This window comes from Fundidesulfovibrio putealis DSM 16056 (assembly GCF_000429325.1).
Classification (GTDB): domain Bacteria; phylum Desulfobacterota; class Desulfovibrionia; order Desulfovibrionales; family Desulfovibrionaceae; genus Fundidesulfovibrio; species Fundidesulfovibrio putealis.
Map to the genome: position 1 here is coordinate 231,296 of NZ_AUBQ01000012.1, position 19,052 is coordinate 250,347.

General features: G+C 62.2%; 23 protein-coding genes and 1 pseudogene. 16 read left to right on the top strand and 8 right to left on the bottom strand.

Annotation, left to right across the window (positions count from 1 at the left end; all coding sequences use genetic code 11):
• Positions 1 to 346 precede the first annotated feature (346 nt).
• The 5 genes from G453_RS0109855 (at position 347) to G453_RS0109875 (ending at position 2,911) form a co-directional block, all read left to right on the top strand.
• Entirely contained in the window at positions 347 to 694 is a 348-nt protein-coding gene (locus tag G453_RS0109855) for a hypothetical protein (RefSeq protein ID WP_027190939.1), read from the top strand.
• 92 nt (positions 695 to 786) lie between these two features.
• Entirely contained in the window at positions 787 to 1,305 is a 519-nt protein-coding gene (locus G453_RS0109860) for a single-stranded DNA-binding protein (protein ID WP_027190940.1), read from the top strand.
• Positions 1,306 to 1,632: 327 nt separating this feature from the next.
• On the top strand, positions 1,633 to 2,187 hold the full coding sequence (locus G453_RS0109865) for a hypothetical protein (protein WP_027190941.1): 555 nt from the start codon (positions 1,633 to 1,635) through the stop codon (positions 2,185 to 2,187).
• Positions 2,188 to 2,295: 108 nt separating this feature from the next.
• Positions 2,296 to 2,577, top strand: a complete 282-nt coding sequence (locus G453_RS0109870) for a CsbD family protein (protein WP_456071260.1) — start codon at positions 2,296 to 2,298, stop codon at positions 2,575 to 2,577.
• 142 nt (positions 2,578 to 2,719) lie between these two features.
• Entirely contained in the window at positions 2,720 to 2,911 is a 192-nt protein-coding gene (locus tag G453_RS0109875; RefSeq protein WP_027190943.1) for a hypothetical protein, read from the top strand.
• A gap of 84 nt (positions 2,912 to 2,995) precedes the next feature.
• On the opposite strand, the gene G453_RS0109880 is transcribed toward G453_RS0109875, so the two are convergent.
• Positions 2,996 to 4,141, bottom strand: a complete 1,146-nt coding sequence (locus tag G453_RS0109880) for a PQQ-dependent sugar dehydrogenase (RefSeq protein WP_051272202.1) — start codon at positions 4,139 to 4,141, stop codon at positions 2,996 to 2,998.
• A gap of 139 nt (positions 4,142 to 4,280) precedes the next feature.
• On the opposite strand from G453_RS0109880, the gene G453_RS0109885 reads away from it, so the two are divergent.
• Positions 4,281 to 4,775 (top strand): hypothetical protein, encoded by a 495-nt coding sequence (locus G453_RS0109885; protein WP_027190945.1) that lies wholly within the window; start codon positions 4,281 to 4,283, stop codon positions 4,773 to 4,775.
• A gap of 69 nt (positions 4,776 to 4,844) precedes the next feature.
• Entirely contained in the window at positions 4,845 to 5,249 is a 405-nt protein-coding gene (locus tag G453_RS0109890; RefSeq protein WP_027190946.1) for a VOC family protein, read from the top strand.
• Positions 5,250 to 5,303: 54 nt separating this feature from the next.
• Here G453_RS0109890 and G453_RS0109895 read toward each other — a convergent pair whose 3' ends face one another.
• The 4 genes from G453_RS0109895 to G453_RS0109910 form a co-directional block, all read right to left on the bottom strand.
• Positions 5,304 to 5,603: a hypothetical protein gene (locus G453_RS0109895; protein ID WP_027190947.1), complete on the bottom strand. Its 300-nt coding sequence runs from the start codon at positions 5,601 to 5,603 to the stop codon at positions 5,304 to 5,306.
• A gap of 504 nt (positions 5,604 to 6,107) precedes the next feature.
• Complete coding sequence (locus G453_RS0109900) at positions 6,108 to 6,509, bottom strand: PqqD family protein (RefSeq protein WP_051272204.1); 402 nt, start codon at positions 6,507 to 6,509, stop codon at positions 6,108 to 6,110.
• The gene (locus G453_RS0109905) at positions 6,490 to 7,428 is read right to left on the bottom strand and encodes a hypothetical protein (protein ID WP_027190949.1); all 939 of its coding nucleotides are present in this window, start codon (positions 7,426 to 7,428) and stop codon (positions 6,490 to 6,492) included. Before G453_RS0109905 ends, G453_RS0109900 begins: the two co-directional genes overlap by 20 nt.
• A complete protein-coding gene (locus G453_RS0109910; RefSeq protein ID WP_043645288.1) occupies positions 7,425 to 8,558 on the bottom strand; it encodes a metallophosphoesterase in 1,134 nt (377 codons plus the stop codon). The genes G453_RS0109905 and G453_RS0109910 overlap by 4 nt, the downstream gene beginning before the upstream one ends.
• A gap of 114 nt (positions 8,559 to 8,672) precedes the next feature.
• Here G453_RS0109910 and G453_RS0109915 point away from each other — a divergent pair, with 114 nt between their 5' ends.
• The 4 genes from G453_RS0109915 to G453_RS0109930 are packed head-to-tail and all read left to right on the top strand — an operon-like array spanning position 8,673 to position 11,994.
• Positions 8,673 to 10,328, top strand: a complete 1,656-nt coding sequence (locus G453_RS0109915; RefSeq protein ID WP_027190951.1) for an ATP-binding protein — start codon at positions 8,673 to 8,675, stop codon at positions 10,326 to 10,328.
• Positions 10,329 to 10,341: 13 nt separating this feature from the next.
• The gene (locus tag G453_RS0109920; protein ID WP_027190952.1) at positions 10,342 to 10,731 is read left to right on the top strand and encodes a response regulator; all 390 of its coding nucleotides are present in this window, start codon (positions 10,342 to 10,344) and stop codon (positions 10,729 to 10,731) included.
• On the top strand, positions 10,724 to 11,608 hold the full coding sequence (locus tag G453_RS23290) for a sensor histidine kinase (protein WP_051272207.1): 885 nt from the start codon (positions 10,724 to 10,726) through the stop codon (positions 11,606 to 11,608). The genes G453_RS0109920 and G453_RS23290 overlap by 8 nt, the downstream gene beginning before the upstream one ends.
• The gene (locus tag G453_RS0109930) at positions 11,605 to 11,994 is read left to right on the top strand and encodes a response regulator (RefSeq protein WP_027190953.1); all 390 of its coding nucleotides are present in this window, start codon (positions 11,605 to 11,607) and stop codon (positions 11,992 to 11,994) included. Before G453_RS23290 ends, G453_RS0109930 begins: the two co-directional genes overlap by 4 nt.
• Before the next feature lie 505 nt (positions 11,995 to 12,499).
• Here G453_RS0109930 and G453_RS27165 read toward each other — a convergent pair.
• The 3 genes from G453_RS27165 to G453_RS0109940 all read right to left on the bottom strand — a co-directional run bounded on the left by G453_RS27165 (position 12,500) and on the right by G453_RS0109940 (position 14,924).
• The gene (locus tag G453_RS27165; protein WP_084502220.1) at positions 12,500 to 13,204 is read right to left on the bottom strand and encodes a PEP-CTERM sorting domain-containing protein; all 705 of its coding nucleotides are present in this window, start codon (positions 13,202 to 13,204) and stop codon (positions 12,500 to 12,502) included.
• A 289-nt stretch (positions 13,205 to 13,493) separates the two neighbouring features.
• A complete protein-coding gene (locus G453_RS0109935; RefSeq protein WP_027190954.1) occupies positions 13,494 to 14,069 on the bottom strand; it encodes a flavodoxin family protein in 576 nt (191 codons plus the stop codon).
• A gap of 201 nt (positions 14,070 to 14,270) precedes the next feature.
• On the bottom strand, positions 14,271 to 14,924 hold the full coding sequence (locus G453_RS0109940; protein ID WP_027190955.1) for a lactate utilization protein: 654 nt from the start codon (positions 14,922 to 14,924) through the stop codon (positions 14,271 to 14,273).
• Between the two features lie 169 nt (positions 14,925 to 15,093).
• Between G453_RS0109940 and rpmH the strand changes: the two genes are divergently transcribed.
• From rpmH to G453_RS23295, 5 genes and pseudogenes are all read left to right on the top strand, one after another.
• On the top strand, positions 15,094 to 15,231 hold the full coding sequence (gene rpmH / locus G453_RS0109945) for a 50S ribosomal protein L34 (RefSeq protein ID WP_027190956.1): 138 nt from the start codon (positions 15,094 to 15,096) through the stop codon (positions 15,229 to 15,231).
• 14 nt (positions 15,232 to 15,245) lie between these two features.
• A pseudogene (rnpA, locus tag G453_RS28775) lies at positions 15,246 to 15,590 on the top strand (ribonuclease P protein component); the annotation flags it as partial.
• 250 nt (positions 15,591 to 15,840) lie between these two features.
• Positions 15,841 to 16,107: a membrane protein insertion efficiency factor YidD gene (yidD, locus tag G453_RS27175; RefSeq protein ID WP_084502221.1), complete on the top strand. Its 267-nt coding sequence runs from the start codon at positions 15,841 to 15,843 to the stop codon at positions 16,105 to 16,107.
• A 10-nt stretch (positions 16,108 to 16,117) separates the two neighbouring features.
• Positions 16,118 to 17,734 (top strand): membrane protein insertase YidC, encoded by a 1,617-nt coding sequence (gene yidC, locus G453_RS0109955; protein ID WP_027190958.1) that lies wholly within the window; start codon positions 16,118 to 16,120, stop codon positions 17,732 to 17,734.
• A gap of 10 nt (positions 17,735 to 17,744) precedes the next feature.
• Entirely contained in the window at positions 17,745 to 18,902 is a 1,158-nt protein-coding gene (locus tag G453_RS23295; RefSeq protein WP_051272213.1) for a Jag family protein, read from the top strand.
• Positions 18,903 to 19,052: the final 150 nt, after the last annotated feature.

Genomic DNA, 19,052 nt, shown 5'->3' on the forward strand with positions numbered 1-19,052 from the left:
CCTCTGGACACCCTCTCAGCTTCGCGTAGTGTCAGGCTAGTTCAGTCGTATTTCGATGACCAGGAAGCGCGCAAAGCCGCGCTTCCTGGTTTGAATTCCTGGAATCGCCGTCTTCGGCGATGGCTGGCCGCCGGAATAAGCCGCTTTGGGCGTTCCCGGCGGATACCCCGCTTCACCGCCCCGCCGCAATCCGCCCGCGCACGACGCGAAGCGGAAAGCCGGGTCCAGGGGAGGCATCTCTCCTGGCGGGTCAAGGGCAGAGCCCTTGCGGGTGCAGGGCGGAGCCCTGCCGGGTTCGGGCAGAGCCCGACGGGTCCAGGGCAGAGCCCTGGAAAGGAGAGTCTCCATGGGCAAGCTCTTGCAGGTGCGCGTCAGCGCCACCACGCTTGATCCCGGCAAAGTCGACTCGACCTGGCCCATTTTGAGCCATTTGGCCTACCCCCCCGGGCACGACTACGCCCCGGCAAAACGCGGAGTGCTCGAGCTTATCGACACGTTGCGCGCGCGCCTTACTGCCGGGGAAATCCCGCAGGGCGTGGCCGACAAGCTGAAGCCCTGGCTGGAGAAGGCGGAGCTGCTGTCGCACCAGCTCGAGGACGCCCTCGCCTCCTGGCAGGCGGAGAAGGCGCAGCAGCTTACGGAAAAAATCGAGGACGCCCTGGACGAGCTTGAAGACAGGGCCGGATACCGGTAGAGATTCGAGACGCAAATACCGATTGCACAGCATGCGCGCTCCGGGTTGCAGAGGCCCAGGAACGCGAGACGAAAAATATCTGGAGGTTCGGCATGGCGGGCAGCATCAATAAAGTCATTCTCATCGGCAGGTTGGGTCAAGACCCCAAGCTGACCTATCTTCCCTCCGGCGCGCCCGTTGCGGAGTTCACTCTGGCCACGGACGAGTCCTTCAAGAACCGCGAGGGCCAGAAGGAAGAGCGCACTGAATGGCACCGCATCAAGGTGTTCAACAAGGCCGCCGAGTTCTGCTCGAACTACCTGTCCAAGGGCCGTCTGGTGTACATTGAAGGCAGCATCCGCACCCGCACCTGGGACGACCAGCAGGGCCAGAAACGCTACATTACCGAAATCGTGGTCTCCGGCCCGCAGCACACGGTACAGTTCATGGATTCCAAGGGCGGCGGCGTGGAAGCGGCTCCCGGCAACTACGGCGGCGACCAGCGCCGCCCGGCCCCGGCCCAGCAGCAACAGCCGCGCCAGCAGAACAACCGCCCGCAGCAGTCCTACGATGACAACCAGGGACCGGCCTTCCCGTCCGAAGCCTCCGGCATGGACGACGTGCCTTTCTAGAAAACATCTCTAGAGAATCTGGCCAGATAAAGCCCGGCATGCGCACAGCATGCTGGGCTTTTTTTCTACGAACCGGATTGATACCGCCAGCCGCAGCGCCAGGGAAGGGGGTACGGTCCCCACGCGCTTCTCCCGCGCTCAGTCCGCACGGACAGCCCACGACATCTTTATGAAACAGGATTCATACGACCATGTATTTGAATACGCTAGGCAATGACACAATGACCGACGTATCATCTCTTTTGTAATATTGGTTTCATTTGACTCCTCGCCCGTAAATGATGCAAGAATGGGTAATCACTCTTTTGTCCGGCACGGAGGCTTGCCATGTTCATCAGAAAAAGCACCACGTTATTTGTGTTTATGTTTGTCGGCTTATTTGTCGCAATGGGCGCTCCCGCTTTGGCCAAACGCCAGGTCATCCAGGTTCAGCCTGCGCCGTCCTCGCAATCATACCAGGGCCAGCGGTTCATCCATGACGCGGGCGGGCAGGACTACTACGTAGACAGCAAGGGCGCGTTGCACCTTGTCACCCGCCGGGTGATCGAAGCCCCCGGAGCCATGGGCGGACTGTATTACATCGAGGACGACGACAGGGCCTACTCCATCGACCAGTCTCAAAGGCTCTATTATCGGGATTCGTCCGGCGGTATCCACTTTCTTGAGGAAATCCGTCCTGGAAGAGCCATGGATTCGGTTATCATCTCGCGCCAGACCGAAGGTTACGCGCCTGCAGCTCCGGCATGGAGCAGGGAATCGTGCGAGAGCCAATGGCAATCCTGCATGTCAGGGTGCAACGGGATATCCTCCAGACAGAAATACGACCGTCCAAACTGCGTCAGCAATTGCGACGTCATACGCAGAGGCTGCCTGGGCCGTTAGTGTGGCGTCCTCAAAATCAATGCACACCATTTTGAGGATATACACATTAAATAATGATTCTATTCGTGAACTATATGTTCATGTTTTTCACAGACGCGACACGAGCTGTTGGTTCTACCAGACGCCGAGGTTCAAAACAGAGCACCTCTGAATTGGGATCTCATCGCGGGAAACTGGAAACAGTTGAAGGGCAACGTCCTGGAGGAGTGGGGCAAGCTGACGGATGACCATATCTCCGAAACCGCCGGGAAACGCGAACAACTGATGGGCAAGATTCAGGAGACGTACGGCGTTTCCAAGGAAGAGGCGGGTAGGCAGGTCGATGAATTCGCCGCATCCCTCCACGACGCTCTCTTCTCTAAACCCAAGCATCAGGACCGGAACCGGTAGCAGCCCTAAGAGCATGACGGGGCGCCGTGATGGATCGCACGGCGTCCCAGTTGTGGTGCGACCGCCGCCTGGAGCAGGCATTTCCGGGGTAAGCCGGGCGTCCTGCCGCAACCTTCCCCGCATACCGGGAACGGAGCGAAAGATGCCTACCGAATACGTGAAGAAGCTGGCCAAGGAACACGGCATGTCCATCGAGGAAGCCGAGGACAAATGGAAAGAGGCCATGAAACTGGCCAAGGAAGAAGAGAATGTGGACGACTATTTCGCCTATGTCACCGCCATTTTCAAATCCTTGATGGGGGAACCAAAAGGGCACGCCACCAAAAAGCAATAACGGACGGTAAGCGAAGGAAACCATGACGGCTGGACTGCCGTGCGGGGAGCATCGGCAAGAGACGCACCCGGCCCGTTTGCCTCGTTACTTCGGCTTGTAGGCTATCCGGTAGACCGCTCCGGCCCGGTCGTCGCTCACCAGCAGCGCCCCGTCCGGCATGACCAGCACGTCCACAGGCCTCCCCCAGGCGTCGCGGTTCTTCAGCCAGCCGGAAGCGAAGGTCTCGTATTGAAGTGAACCATCTTCCTGGAAGCGGACCAGGGAAACGCGGTACCCGACCTTGGTGGAGCGGTTCCAGGAACCGTGCTCGGCTATGAATATCTGGCCCTGGTAGGCCTTCGGGAACATCTGGCCGGTGTAGAAGGCCATGCCCAGGGCGGCCACGTGCGCGGGCAGCGTCAAGGCTGGCGGGGCGAACGAAGCGCAGTCCTTGCCGAGGCCGAGTTTTGGGTCAGGCAGTCCTGGATGGCAGTAAGGAAACCCGAAATCCAGGCCAGGGGTTGGCGCGCGGTGCAGGCTGTCCGGCGGGGCGTCGTCGCCCATCCAGTCGCGGCCGTTGTTGGTGAACCAGAGCGCGCCCGTGCCCGGCTGCCAGGCGAAACCCACCGTGTTTCGGATGCCCCGCGCATAGACATCTCGCTTTCCGCTGCGCACGTCCAGGCGCATGATCGTGGAATAGGGGTCCGGGCGTTCACAGACGTTGCACGGCGCGCCGACCGGCACATAGAGCCAGCCGTCGGGGCCGAAGGCGATGTACTTCCACCCGTGGTGCCTGTCCGAAGGGAATCCGTCCGCCACCACTTCAGACCGTGGCGGGTTTGCCAGCCGGGTCTCGATGCCGGGGAAGCGCAGCACGCGGCTGACTTCGGCCACATAGAGGTCGCCGTCCCGGAAGGCCACTCCGTTTGGCATGTTCAGACCCCGCGCGATGAGGTGCACTGTCCTGCCCTGCCCTGCCCCCCGGTCCTCGATGGCGTAGACCGAGCCGCCCTCGCGGTTGCCCACGAATACCGTGCCCTTCGCGCCCAGCGCCAAGGATCGCGCGTCGGGCACGTCGGCGTAAAGCTCGATCGTGAATCCCTCCGGCAGCTTGATCTCATCAAGATTCGTCCTGGCGCATAGCGGCGACGCCAGGGCGGTCAACAGGAGCGACACCAGGGGCAGGAGCCCCAGCCCGAGCACTCCAGGGAAACGGCCAGGGCGCGGAAACACGAAGAACCGCCAACTCATGTGGCCTCCAAGGAACCGATGTTTGTCCCCGGATAACAGCTTTCGGCGATCCGGCAAAGTAAAGCCTTAAATGTTTTTGCTCATCCGCCCAAGTATGCTACGGAGAATGAGATTCGCACACTTTCAAAGGAGCAATGCCATGCGTAACAATTTCCTGTTGAACATTCCGCGCATTCTGCTGGCCTGCCTCTTCACGGCGGCCCTTCTGGCGCCTCCGGTTGCTCAGGCTCAAGACGAAGCATCCAGCAAGGCCTCGCCAAGTAAGCCTTCCGGCACGGTGACCCTGACCATGGGACAAGGAGGACTGCTCCTGAGCGCCTCCGCAGGCAGCGGCACCCTGGTCTTCAAGAACAAGCGGCACCCCTTCGAACTCGGTGGGATCGGTCTGGGGCAACTTGGCGGCTCCAAGGCCACCTGCGTGGGCGAAGTGTACAACCTCACCCAGCTTGAGGATTTTAACGGAGCCTATGTGCAGTTAAAGACCGGCGTCACCGGCACGGACGGCAAAGGCGAAATCTGGCTCAAGAACACCAAAGGCGTGGAAATCAGGCTGCGCTCCAAAACCAAGGGACTGGAGCTGACCGCCTCCGCCGAGGGAGTGCTGATCAAACTGAAGAGCGCCAAGAAGAAATAGCTGACAGGACGACCGGGCGGGCTCGGCGTGGAACCCATTACAGGCAACACATCCGGAGGGGGATTCGTCATGCAGGTTCAACCCTACCTGTTCTTTGAAGGCCGGTGCGAAGAGGCGATCGAGTTCTACCGCAATACCCTTGGAGCCGAAGTGACGGCGCTGTTTCACTACAAGGACAGTCCAGATCCGAACACGATTCCGCCTGGCTCCGAAGACAAGGTGATGCACGCCAACCTGCGCGTCGGGGATTCGGTGATGATGGTGTCAGACGGCCTTTGCAAGGGCCAACCGGGCTTCCAGGGCTTTTCGCTCTCGCTCTCCGCGTCGAGCGATGCCGAGGCCGAGCGGCTGTTCACCGCCCTGGGTCAAGGCGGGCAGGTTCAGATGCCGCTGGGCAAGACCTTCTTTGCTTCGAGCTTCGGCATGCTCGCCGACCGTTTTGGAGTATCGTGGATGATAATCGTGGCTTCATGAGCCGCGTTCAGCAGAAACGCGAAAGGCCGGTTCATCTGGACCGGCCTTTGCCGTTCACACAACCACGTCGAGCCCGGTGGGTTTGCCGGACAATTCCCGCAGAACGATCTCCGGCGACAGCTTCATCACCAGAAACAGCCGCTCGCGCCCAAGCAACGCGTCCTGGCTCACCTGGGCCAGCAGACGCTGCCCGTCGATCTCCACCCACGCCAGACCCGGCGACTGCCACTCCTGCACCATGCCGCGCACTTTCTGCCCCACACGGTGCGCCTTGCGGAAGCGCTCCGAGCGCTCGGAGTCCTGCCGCTGGCCGCCGAAGCCGGTAGATGACGAACCGTGACCGCGTATGCGCATTGTTACCTCGACCTTTGGTGGGGCTTCGCCCCACACCCCAGCAGGGCTCTGCCCTGCACCCGCCAGGGGGATGATCCCCCTGGACCCTCAGTTTGCTTCGCGTACTCAGGTGGCCAGCCTGTCGCAACAGGCTCTGCGCGACATTTCGCGTTTGGCTTCGAGCACGCGCGCGGCGGCTGGGTGCTGTCTCGTCCGTGTCCTGGCGGGCGGGCTAGAACCGATTTGAAGACGATTCGTCGCCCGCCCGCCAGAACCCGACCGTGACAGCACCCCCCCGCCGCCGAAACTTCGTACTGCCGCGCTCAGCTGCAAGGCCACTGAAAGAAATCGAGACGATTCGTCTCCCGCCCCGCATGGCGCGGACGGGACTGCTCCGGCCAAAACTACACTCTCTCGAGCTAGAATGCGAAGCCCACTAAAAGTTTTTGAAGGAGAGTCCAGAGAGGAAACTTTTTTCCAAAAAGTTTCCTCTCTGGCCGCCGGAGGCATCTGCCTCATAAATATCTAACTCTCCCGCACGCCGATGATCCCCCGCTTGCCAAGCTCACGCAGGAACGCGGCCACGGCGAGCTCGGCCTCACGCGCGGGCAAGCCGAAACGCTCCGCCAGAATGCGGGCCATCTCGTGCACGGTGCGGTCTCCGTCGATGAGGTCCCAGCAGAAGCTGCCGAGTTCGTCGAGTTCCAGCTTGCGCTCCAGCGGCCTGCCGTCCCACGCGCCCACGCGCCTGGCGAGCCCGGCGAACCAGGGCTTGTAGGCGGAGAGATAGGTGAGGCGCGTGAATCCGCCGTCCACCACGTCTTCCTTGACCAGCTTGCTGCGCGCGGGCCGCATGGAGAGGCTGTGCTCGCGGCTCAGTTGCTTTTGGGGAGCTGGCGGCTGGGGCTTAGAGCGCTTGAACAGCATAACGTCGGCAGACCTCCTCGAAGGACTCGGGGGACAACTCCCCCCGGTGGCGGGCGATCACGGCCAGAATCTTGGAGTCGTCGGGCCGCCAGGCCATGGCCCGCGCGAAGCGGAACGACGGGAATAGGCGGCAGATCTGGGCGCGCGCGGATCCCGACACGCCGGGACGCCGGGAATCCTCGAAACGGCAGGCGGGCGCGCTGTAGAAGTAGCCGGGTGCGAAGACGCGGGGCCTGTTCAAAGCCTGGGCGAAGACTTCGCAAGCCCAGCCGTCCAGCGACTTGGCGCGCAGGATGACTTCGGCGGGGGCGAAGCGGTAGTAGTCCAGGGTGCTGGCCCGTTTGCGGAACTGGAAATGAAAATGCCCGAGCTGCACGCTGAAGACCGCGAGCCGGAACCCAGGAGGGGCTTGTCCGGCCACGTCGAAGAGGCTGAAAATCGCAGGATCTGACGCGGCCAGGGAGGTCGCGGCCCCAACCCACGGGGAGGCCTTCTCGTCCGGGCGGGCATGAGGAGCGGCCAGCACGGCAAGGTCGCTGCCAGGGATGGTGAACAGCAGCCCGTCCGCGCCGCCGCCCGCCGTGCCCGCGCAGGGCAGCGCTTGGTACTCGGGTGAAAGCGACGAGAGCATGGCCGATACCGCGCCGTCCGGCCTGCGAGAAGGCTTCAGGAGCTTGCGGCGCGCCAGGCGCTTGAGAACTTTTTCGGGGTCGAACACGCCCTTGATGCGCTGCCAGCGCAGGCTGAGGCGCGGTCCGGACGCATCCTCCAGCATGAGGAACCCAAGGCCCAGACGGGCGGGTTCCCAGTGGGAGGGAACGACGAGGCTCAGGCCGTCCCAGGCGATGGTCCGCCCGGACGGCAAGGATGGAGCAACCGAGGCCGAGGGCTCGATAGCATGGATGGAGGTGCTGGTCATGCGGCCACGATGTTGGTGACGTCCGGCGGACACATGAGCCGCACCGGCAGGCCGGAATAGCCCAGGCCAGCCGAGACGATGATGCGCCTATCGTCGATGTTGTTCTCCCCGGCCAGGATGCGCCGGTCCGCCTGATTGACGGGCGCGCCGATCAGGGGCAGGCGCATCTGCCCGCCGTGGGTGTGGCCGCACAGGGTCATCCAGGGGACGAGTTCGGCTGGAAGGCGCAGGCCCAGATGGGGATTGTGCGCCAGGATGATGGTGGAGGCCGGGTCCTTGCCGCGCAGGCAGTCGAAGCTGACGGGGCCTTCGTACCAGTCCCGCAGGCCGCACAGGCTGAACCGGCCCCAAGGCCCGGCAAGCTCCACGGACTCGCCGCGCAGGGGGCGCACTCCGTTTCGGGTCAGAAACCCGGCCACGGCGTGCGGGTCCACGTAGCAGTCGTGATTGCCGAGCACCGCATAGACCGGGGCCAGACCGGCAAGGTCACGGAAGAAGGTCCTGGCCTGATCCAGATGCTCCAGTTCGCGCTCCACCAGATCGCCGCCGAAGAGGATGACGTCAGGCTTGAAGGCCGACACGATGCGGACGGCCTCGGTCAGGTGTCCGTCGGGGAGGAAAAAGCCCGCGTGCAGGTCAGTGACGAGGCTTATGCGCAGAGGGCGGCCCGGTCCGGCCTTGGGGGAGCGTACAAGCTCGATGCGCCGCTCCGTCACCGTGCCTTCCTGGCTGGTGGCCGCAGCCACGCCCGCAAGCGACACCACGCTTCCGGCTGCGGCGACGGCTCCGCCGAAAAGCAGCCGCCGTCTGGAACTGGCGTGAACGCGCTGTCTGGCTGGCGTCCCAAAGACCGTGACACCGGCCAGGATCAGGTTCAACAGAGAAAATACGACGATCGCGCAGATGATGGTCATGAGGCGGTATTTGTCGCGCGCCTCCATCTGCGAGACAAGGGCGATGAAGCCGACGAAGGCTAGCCCGTAGGTCCATAGATAAGCGCAGCGTACCCGGCTTGAAATGCGGGCGCTGTACTTGCGCAGAAGCCAGAAACCTCCGGCCAGCGCGGCCAGGGCGCAAGGGATGAAGAGCAGCGCGAGGGGATGAACTCCCCGAAATCCCAGAATCGTCATGAAAAAACCTCGGATATCAGGCCGGGCAAGCATTGACAGACTTGCCCGCCACTGTCCATGGGGTTAGGGTGGATCGCAGTCGGGCGGGTACAGCAACCTCAACACGGTAGAAGCATGAAAACACTGGACTTCAAACGCCTTCGCCTGACCATAATCCTGTTCACGCTGGGCTTCTCGCTCCTGCCGCTCCTGGTGCTCGGCATCGGGGTGAAAAGCCGCTTCTCCACCGCCTATCAGGACGTCCTGCAGGGCAGCCTGCGCACCCTGGTGGAGAGCAAGCGCAACGCCATCGACCTGTTCCTGACCGAACGCGTGGCCCAGGTGTCCACGTTGTCCAGCGCGATCACCCTGGATGAGGCCGCCGACCAGGCCAACCTGGAGCGCATCTTCACCCTGCTCCAGACCACCTCCCGCTACTACATCGACCTCGGCGTCATCGATTCCGACGGCAACCACCTAGCCTACGCCGGGCCGTACAGCCTGACAGGCAAGAATTATAAGAACGAAGAGTGGTTTGCCAAGGTCATGGCCAAGGGCGTCTACATCTCGGACGTTTTCATGGGATTTCGGCAGTATCCGCACATCATCATCGCCGTGTTGCGCCGCGAGGGCGGCAAGGCCTGGATCATGCGGGCCACCATCGACTCGGACGTGTTCGAGTCCTTCGTCAAGCGCGTGCAGATGGGCCGCAAGGGCGACGCCTTCCTGATGAGCGACAAGCACCTCCTCCAGACCAACCCGCGCTTCGGCGGACACGTCATGGAAGAGATGGACCTGCCCTTCAAGATGGACGCCCGCTTCCCGGGGCTTCGCATCCAGGAGCTCCAGGTCAACCACCGCCAGTACCTCTACGGCTGGACCTGGCTTGAGAACAAGGACTGGCTCCTGGTGATCCGCGAAGACCCCGAGGAGGCGCTGCGCCCCCTGTTCGAGACCGAACACCTCACCTGGGTACTTCTGGCTGCGGGCGTGGCGATAATCATCGCGGGAACCGTGCTGGTGACCAACTCCATGGTCCGCAGGCTGGAAAACGCCGAGCGCGAGAAGGCCAGCCTGGACGCGAACCTCACCCAGTCCGGCAAGATGGCGGCCCTGGGCAAGATGGCGGCGGGCGTGGCCCATGAGATCAACAACCCCCTGGCCATCATCCGGGAACAGGCTGGCTGGATCAAGGACCTCATGGAAGAGGACGAGGTCAAGGCCATCCCGCAGTACCAGGAGATCGCCGACTCGGTGCACCGCATCGAGCACCATGTGGAGCGGGCCAAGAACGTCACCCACCGCATGCTGGGGTTCGCCCGGCGCATGGAGCCGGTGAAGCAGTCCGTGAACGTGAACAAGCTGCTTACGGAAACCGTACAGTTCCTGAAAACCGAGGCTCTGCTGCGAAACATCGACATCCGCCAGGAGCTGGCCGAGAACCTGCCCCCAACCGACTCCGACCCCACCCAGTTGCAGCAGGTGTTCCTGAACCTGATCGACAACGCCATCGACGCCATCGGCAAGAACGGCCAGCTGAACCTCTCCACGCGCTACGACCAGCACTCCAACATGCTGGCAATATCCTTCGTGGACACGGGCTGCGGCATCCCGCAGGAAACTCTGGAAAAGATTTTCGACCCGTTCTTCACTACCAAGAAACCCGGAGAAGGAACTGGCCTTGGCCTGTCCATCGCATTCGGGATCATCGAAAAGCTCGGCGGCCGCATCACCGTAAGCAGCATCGTAGGCCAAGGCACGACCTTCACGGTCTTCATTCCGGCAGCCTGAGGCGGGGGACAGCATGGATCAAGCCAGGGTTCTGGTCGTGGACGACGAAAAGGATTTCAACGAAACCATCGTCAAGCGCCTGAAACGGCGCGGTTTCGTTGCCGAAACCGCCCTGAGCGGCCCCGAGGCGCTTGGGGTGCTGGCTCGCCAGGAGTTCGACGTGGCGCTTTTGGACATCATGATGCCCGGCATGGACGGCATCGAGGTGCTGCGCGAGGTAAAGAAACGCTACCCCGGCATGGAGGTCATCCTGCTCACCGGGCACGCCTCGGTGGAATCGGGCGTGCAGGGCATGTCCATCGGGGCCAACGCCTACCTCATAAAACCCGTGGACTTCGAGGAACTGCTCGGAGCCATCGCCCAGGCCTACGAGCGAAAGCTCCTGGGCTCCGCGCATGCCTGAACCGGGTTGCCTCGCCGCTTTGGCCGCCGGGCTTGTGGTCCTGGCGGCGCTTGTCCCCGCACCCTGGTCGCTGGCCCCGGCAGCGCTGGCCCTGTGGCTTGGCTGGACAATCTTCAGGCAGTTCAAGAGCTGCCTCATGCGTTCGGAGTCGCAGAAGTGCGCCCTGGACGAACAGCTCTTCCAGTCGCAGAAGCTGGCGGCCATCGGCGAGATAGCCTCGGGCATCGCACACGAGATCAACAACCCCCTGGCGGTCATCACCCAGGAGGCCGAGTGGATGGCCCACCTGCTCGGCCAGCCTGAGCCGCCCATCGACGACGCCCGCCAGAGCCTGGCCACCATCCAGGGGCAGGTGAGCCGCTGCGCGGACATCACCCACAACCTGCTCAATCTGGCCCGCACCTGGAAGCCCATCCGCCAGCCCGCCGACCTCAACCGCTGCGTGGAGGACATGGCCCGGCTGGTGGAACGCGAAGCCCGCCCCAACAACATCACCCTGGCGCGCGAATTCGCGACGGACCTGCCCAAGGTCCCGCTGGACCCGCCGCTGTACCGTCAGGCGGTGCTCAACCTGCTGGTGAACGCCATGCAGGCGGTCGGCCCCGGCGGCACGGTGACGGTCTCCACCGGAATCACCCCGGACGGCAAGGCCTTCACCCGCGTGGCCGACACCGGGCCTGGCATCGCGCCCGAGAACCTGGGCCGCGTGTTCGATCCCTTTTTCACCACCAAGGCCCCCGGCAAAGGCACCGGCCTTGGTCTTGCCATCACCCAGCGCATCGTGGACAGGCTGGGCGGCTTCATAAGCGCCGCCAACCTGCCCGGACGCGGCGCGTGCTTCACCATCACCCTGCCCATAACGGAGAAGACCCCATGACCACTCCCATCCGCCTTCTTGCCGTGGACGACGAGGAGCGTTTCGTGTCCACCCTGGCGCGGCTTCTTTCCCTCAGAAACATGCAGGTGAGCGTGGCCCTGAGCGGAGAGGAGGCCCTGGAGAAGTTCTCGCCGGGCGCGTTCGACGTGGCCCTGGTGGACGTGAAGATGCCGGGGATTTCCGGCGTGGACCTGCTGACGGAGCTCAAGAAGCGCGACCCGGAGCTTGAGGTGATCATCCTCACCGGGCACGCTTCGGTGGACATCGCCGCCGAGATCATGAGCCGGGGCGGTTCGGACTACCTGCTCAAGCCCTGCCCTACCGCCGAAGTGGAGGGGAAGATTCTCTCCGCCATGGAGCGGCGGGCCGCGCGATCGGGGGGATGAGGCGGCATTCACAGAGGGAACGCACGTTTACTTTGTGGACCAGAGGCGGAAGGTTCTCTTAAAAGTGGGTGCCTTTTGGGCTCTGACCTCGAATAGCCTCACGATCGAGATGGGTTTGCCTCCTGACACCTGTCAGGATAGCTCTCACAAACCAATCGGAAGTGGGGGCAAGTGGAATGCTGACTCAACGAGAGATTCTTAGTTTTGCAGTCTCGCTTGGAGTAACCTGTTCAGCCTATTGTCTCAGCTGCCTGCTTGTCATCGCAGTGACTACTGGATAGTCAGCCTGCCCATCCAACACCCCATTCATATTCCCACATCCCGTTCAGTTGCGCTCGGTTCCGTTCGGCTCACCACCGGGCAAACAATATGAGCAGTGGTTCGGATTATGGGCTGTATACAGATCGATCATGTGTTTGGGGACAGCGGAAGACAACGGCAAAAGAAGGCCCCGCCAGCGAATGCCAGCGGGGCTTTGCAAGTCAGGAATCAGGTCAGATCGGGTCTATGCAGCATTCTTTAAAGTGCGGCGGCGCATGAAGACAACGCCAGCAGCACCAATCCCCATGAGGAGCATGGTGCCAGGCTCTGGAACGGCGGGTCCCCCGTTTATGCCATCGGCGGACATCACTACGAATGTGGTCATATAAGCCTGATACACACCAAGAGTTGTGCTTGCCTGGATGTATTGACCAGGACCAGTCACGTTAAACGCCCACACATTGATGCTGTTCTGCGGATCAACTGGTGTACTTGTCCATATGTTTTGAGGCCAATTACCATCAGTGTATACCCGCTGGAAATATTTATCGACATTGCTGACTCCACCTATTCCGGACAGCATGGATTCAATTTCTCCTGCAAAAGACTTTGTCCCATCAGCGTTCGTCGTAACAGTAACTTCTGGGAGTCTCCAGTCATCCAACACAATATTGCCGCTCGACAGTGTCAAGGCATTCGCCCACGGGACTGCGCCATACGTAATCCCATCATAATACCACTCATCCATCACGCTGGAACCGTTGCCACCTGAGTGTACGTACGGAGACTTCGAATACCATATAAGATTTGTTTCTGTTGAGTAGTACACATCAGTAAAATTGTACGCCCCACTTGTCCAATCGGCAAGCGTATAAAGATTTGCCTTGGCAGTGGAACCCAGCAACATGCTGAACACAAACAAGAGTAAGGATGGGGACAGCCTTTTCATTTGGCACCTCAACTTGTGTGTTTTCCAATGCCTTGCAATTATTGTGCAGCCCTCAAATTACCGATAACAATAGTCATTGCTACATTGACAGACCACCCCATAAAACAAATTTTACAACATACGTCGGGGAATTTTACACTTTCATCAGTCGAGATGGACATATTTGCACCAGGATTGAAATCAAAGCGCCAGGTTCACGCGAACCAGGGAAAGACCCCCTGAGAGAGCCTTTACGACAAGGCGCTGCCAGAGCCTGAATCCCAGCCCCCCTCCTGCCGAGAACCCAACGCTACGCGTTCAGCTTCTTCATGAGCCAGGCCATGTTGCGGCCCAGGTCGGCCATGGTCTTCAAGCCTTCTTCATCGCCTTCCACCTGCCCCACTTCGCGCCCAAAGCCCATGTTCCAGTAGCTGGAGCCGGGGACGACCATCTGGCCGATAAAGAAAAACGCATTCAGCGAGTTGAAAGTCTGCATGCCGCCGCCGCGCCGCAGGGTCACCACGGCCGCGCCCACCTTGCGGGCGAACATGTCGTCGCAGGCACGGGCCACCATGCCCGCGCGCTCGATGACAGCGCGCAGCCCGGCGGTCACGTCCGCGAAGTAGGTGGGCGAAGCCAGGACGATGCCGTCGGCTTCGAGCATCATCTCGATGTAGCCGTTCACCTTGTCCTTGGTGACCGCGCAGCGCCTGTCCTTGCGCTTGAAGCACTCGTAGCAGGCGATGCACCCCGTAAGCTTCACGCCATGAAGCTGCTCCATGTGCGTCTCGATGCCCTCTTTCTCAAGTTCCGCGAAGAGGGTCCGCACCATGATGGCGGTGTTGCCGTCCTTGCGGGCGCTGCCGTTAATGGCCAGAACTTTCATGAAATGGCTCCTTTGGGAGTGATGCTGCGGGCATCCTGCCCATGCAGAAAAACTCAAAAAAACGGTTCAACATGCACTAAACGACGACGGCCCCTTGCGGGGCCGTCGTGGATGCCGCGAGATGCTCGGCAAAAGCGCACGCAAACGCCGGGCGGCGTCCTGCGTGAAGCGGGAGCTGCCAACCCGGCGCTGTGCGATAATTTAGAAGCCCATGTCCTCGTTGACCAGCACGACCGTGATGCGCTCCTTGGGGGCGGACTTCACGGTGATCCCCCAGCTGTTGCAGATGCGCTCGGGCGAGGGGCAGTCCTCGCAGCGGTGGGTGGCCACACAGGGGGTCTTTTTGCTCAGGCGCGCGGCGTTGACCGGCGCAGCGACGTCTTTAATGCGCTCCATGGCGGAGAACTCGTCCGGACAGAGCTTGTTGCGCCCAGCCAGCACGATAACCTTCTTGGGGCCGAACGCTAAAGAAGCGACGCGGTTGCCGGTGCCGTCCAGGTTGACCAGCGCGCCCTGCTCGGTGACGGCGTTGGTGCTGGTGATGAACAGGTCGCACAAGAGGGCCTGACGACGCAGTTCGATCATCTCGGCGGGGGGCAGCGAGTAATTGTAGGTGTCAAACAGGGAGATGCTGTCGAGCTTCTTGATGTCGTCGTACAGGCCGCACTCGGTGATGGTCATGGAGCCGCCCAGGGCGATGGACTGGGGTTTGAACTCGGGAATGAGGGTCTCAAGTATGAGTTTCTTCGCGTCCTGGGCCGTTTCGACCACATGGGCGGCGAAATTGTTCTTGCGCAGGGCCTTGGCGGCCTGATCCAGCCGGGCAAAATAATGTTCGGCAAGTTTCGGATGCATGGCTTGTCCTTGTTGACAGAAGGTTAAGCGGGTTTTAGGACTCACGGGCTAGTAACGTCTAAGCGGTTGGCAAGTCCAGAGTTGGCCGGAGCGATTCCCCTCTTGACGAAGCCCCTCGGAATGGCTACAAAGCCGAGTTCCTTTTTTCACCAAGATATGGAGATGAGCAATGAGCAAGAGAACTTACCAGCCGTCCAACACCCGGCGCAAACGCACTCACGGATTCCTGGTGCGCTCCAGCACCAAAAACGGCAGGGCGATCATCCGCCGCCGCCGGGCCAAGGGCCGCAAACGCCTGGGCATCTAGGCTTCCCCAAAGCCTTTCATCTGGTCAAGCGCCCGCAGTTCCTTGCTTGTTACGAGCATGGGCGGCGCTACCACTCAAAGGGCTTTCTCCTTTTCGTGCTCAACCAGCCAGACCCGGCCTCACATTGGAGAGTCGGGCTGGCTGTGAGCAAGAAAACGGGAAACTCTGTGGTCCGCAACCGGGTGAAACGGCTCTTGAGGGAATTCTTCAGGCTTCACGGCCAGGCGATTCCCGAAGGTTTGGACATTGTGGCGGTTCCGAAAAAACATCTGGACCCTGTCGGCCTGACGCTCGATGCGCTCACGCGGGATCTCGAGCCGGTGCTTACGAAAATTCAGGCCATCCAGAACCGTCCCTGACCTCGGGTAGAGCCTCGCGCCGCGCGCCGTAAAGTGCTCACGCGCCTTTGCGGACCGGCCTGCCGGCACGGACTCACCCTCCGCCCGGCAACATCGGCGACGAACGCCGACGAGCGCCGTCTCCCTGCCAGCGGGGAGAATTAACGGCCAGGCAGCAATGCCCGTCGCCTCCTCGCCGACTCACGGGAAGCCTGCCGTACGGGTCCTCACAGACCCTCACTCCTGGCCGCAAGGTCCGGTTCGGGATACTATGCAAAGGCTGCTTCTTGGGATTATCGCCCTGTACCGATACTGCCTTTCCCCTTTGATTCCAGGGCATTGTCGGTTCATTCCCTCCTGTTCGGAGTACGCGCGCGAAGCTGTCATACGCTTCGGCGTCCTTCGTGGCTCCCTGCTGACCATCTGGCGGCTCCTGCGCTGCCAACCCCTTTGCGCTCCCGGCTACGACCCTGTCCCCACAACCCTGAGCTGGCACGCGCTTACACCGCGACGCCGCACGCGGCTTTCCGCAAAATAGGACGTTTCCCATGGAAAACAACAAGCGTGTATTGATTGCCATCGTCTTGTGCCTGGGCATCCTCATCGGCTGGCAGTATTTCTTTCCGCAGAATTCCCTGATCCAGAAGGCCCCGCCCCAGCAGCAGGCCCAGAAGGACCAGCCCGCCGCCGACTTAAGCGCCAAGTCCGCCTCCAAGCCCGACGCTTCAATGGCAGCTGCCGAACCCCTGGCCGGGACTCCCGTCGTTGTTTCCACGCCCCTTTACAAGGCCACCCTGCTCACCTCGGGCGGCGTGCTCCAGCATTTCACCCTCGGCAAGTACAAGCTGTCCATCGCCAAGGACTCCCCCAACATGGACCTGGTGTCCGACAAGGCGGCCACCCGCGCCCCCATGGGTCTTATCGTGGACGGCAAGGCCACCTGGCGCGACGCCACCTGGACCACCGACGCCAAGGACACCACCATCGCGGCGGGCAAGTCCGCCACCCTGACCTTCACCGGCGTGCTCGGCGGCCTGACCATCAAGCGCGAACTGACCTTCCACGCCGACAAGTACGAGATCGACGAGGCCGTCACCCTGGTCTCCAACACCCCCCAGGTTGCCCGCGTGACCTTCACCCTGGCGGCCGCGAGCCTGACCGGCGGCGAGGACAACTACAACCCCACCCGTGCAGCCTTCCTGGCCAAGAGCCTGGAAGAACTCACCGACCTGGACAAGCTGAAGGACGGCAAGGTTGTGGACGCCGACGGCAAGTGGGCCGCCGTCCAAAGCAACTACTTCATCTCGGCGGTCATCCCCGCAGGCGGCGGCGTACTGAAGCTCCAGCACACCGACGGCGTCACCCGTCTGGCCGCCGAGAAGGACGGCATCTCCCTGGCCGCCGGACAGCCTGTCAAGATCGACAGCGCCTACTATCTCGGCCCCAAGGAGCGCGCCACCCTGGCCGACGCGCCCGGCAACCTCAAGGCCGCCCTGGACTACGGCTGGTTCCATATCCTGGCTGAAGGCTGTCTGTGGCTTCTGCATTTCCTCTACGGCTACGTGGGCAACTACGGCGTGGCCATCATCCTGCTGACCGTGATCATCAAGCTGGCTTTCTGGCCCTTGTCCCAGAAGAGCTACCAGTCCATGGAGAAGATGCGCAAGCTCCAGCCCATGATGGCCGCCATCCGCGAAAAGCACGGCGAGGACCGCACCAAGATGAACGAAGAGCTGATGCAGCTCTACAAGACCTACAAGGTGAACCCGGCGGGCGGCTGCCTGCCCATCCTGGTGCAGATCCCGGTGTTCTTCGGCCTCTACCAGGCCCTCCTGAACTCCATCGAACTGCGCCACGCGCCGTTCATCGCCCACCTGCCCTTCACAGACATCACATGGCTGGCCGACCTGGCCTCCAAGGACCCCTTCTACATCACGCCGCTCATCATGGGCGCGACCATGTTCATCCAGCAGAAGATGTCCCCCCCGCCGGGAGACCCCACCCAGGCCAAGGTCATGCTGTTCATGCCGGTGATCTTCACCTTCATGTTCCTGAACTTCCCCTCCGGCCTGGTCATCTACTGGCTGGTGAACAACGTGCTCTCCATCGCCCAGCAGGGCCTGCTCATGAAGGGAAGCGCCGCTCCGGCCCCCAAGAAGGCATAAGGAGAAGCTCATGAGCGACTTCAACACCTTCACGGGAAAAACGGTTGACGACGCCATCGGCGAGGCCTGCCGTTTCTTCTCAAGCGATCGTGAAAGGCTGGAGATCGAGATCATCTCCGGCGGCTCCACCGGCATCTTCGGGCTGGTGGGCAAGAAGAAGGCGCAGATCAAGGCGCGCCGCCGGGTCGACCCGGCAGTCGCCGCCATGATGCGCGAGGAAGAGCGCCAGGCCCAGGCGGCCTCGCGCGAAGCCCGCCAGAGCGTAGCCGAAACGTCCCGGGACGACGTCGGCACTGCCGAAGCGCCCCGCCCTGATTCCGGGGAGGCGCCAGCCGCCACGGCGTCCGATGCGCAGCCGCAGGGCGGCCAGCCAGCGCGAGAGCGTGAGCGCGGTCCCAGGCGGCGCGAACGGCCCCAGCGGCAGCGCGAACCGCGTGAAAGAAACGAAGGGAGCGAGAACGGCAACCAGGCCCGCGAACCCAGGGAGCCCAGGGAGCCGCGCGAGCAAAGGCCCCAGCGCCCCCGACGCGAGGCCCAGGCCAAGCCGCCGCGTCCCAAGTCCGAACCCAGGCAGCGCTCGTCGTCCCTGGATGACGACCTGCCCGAAGGCCAGGACACCTCCCCCGCTTCCCCGGAGCTCATCGCCCTGGCCACCGAGATCATGCAGCGCCTGCTGCCCCCCATCCTTGAGCAGGAGCCCAAGATGGAGATCGAGGGCACGGCCAGCCGCGTGAACGTGTGCATCCAGGACGAGGAGCACTCCGGCCTGCTGATCGGGCGCGAGGGCCAGACCCTGGCCGCCCTTCAGTATCTGGCCAACCGCATCATGGCCCGGCGCTGGGAATCCCCGGTGCGCGTGCAGATAAACACCGGCGAGTACCGCGAGAAGCAGGACGACAGCCTGCGCAAGATGGCGCTGTACCTGGCCGACAAGGCCAAGAACCTGGGCCGTCCGCAGAGCACCAAACCGCTCAGCTCCTACCATCGCCGGGTGATCCACCTGACCTTGCAGGAGGACGACACCATACAGACCCGCAGCAAGGGCGACGGCCCCATGAAGCGGGTGATCATCGTCCCCCGGCGTCCCAAGGGCGAGGCTGCCGCAAAGCCCGAAACCCAGCAGGAACCGGTGGCCTACGAAGCCCAGGACGCCGCTCTCAGCGAGTAACAGTCCAGCAGGCTCTCAGCGCGATCGCAAGGCCGGGTTTCGACCCGGCCTTTTTCATGGTTGAGCGCGAGCCACGCGTCCCTTCACAATGCGGGACAATTTCGATTGATGAACGGTTCGGCGGGACGACCCGCCGCGCCCCGCCCTTCC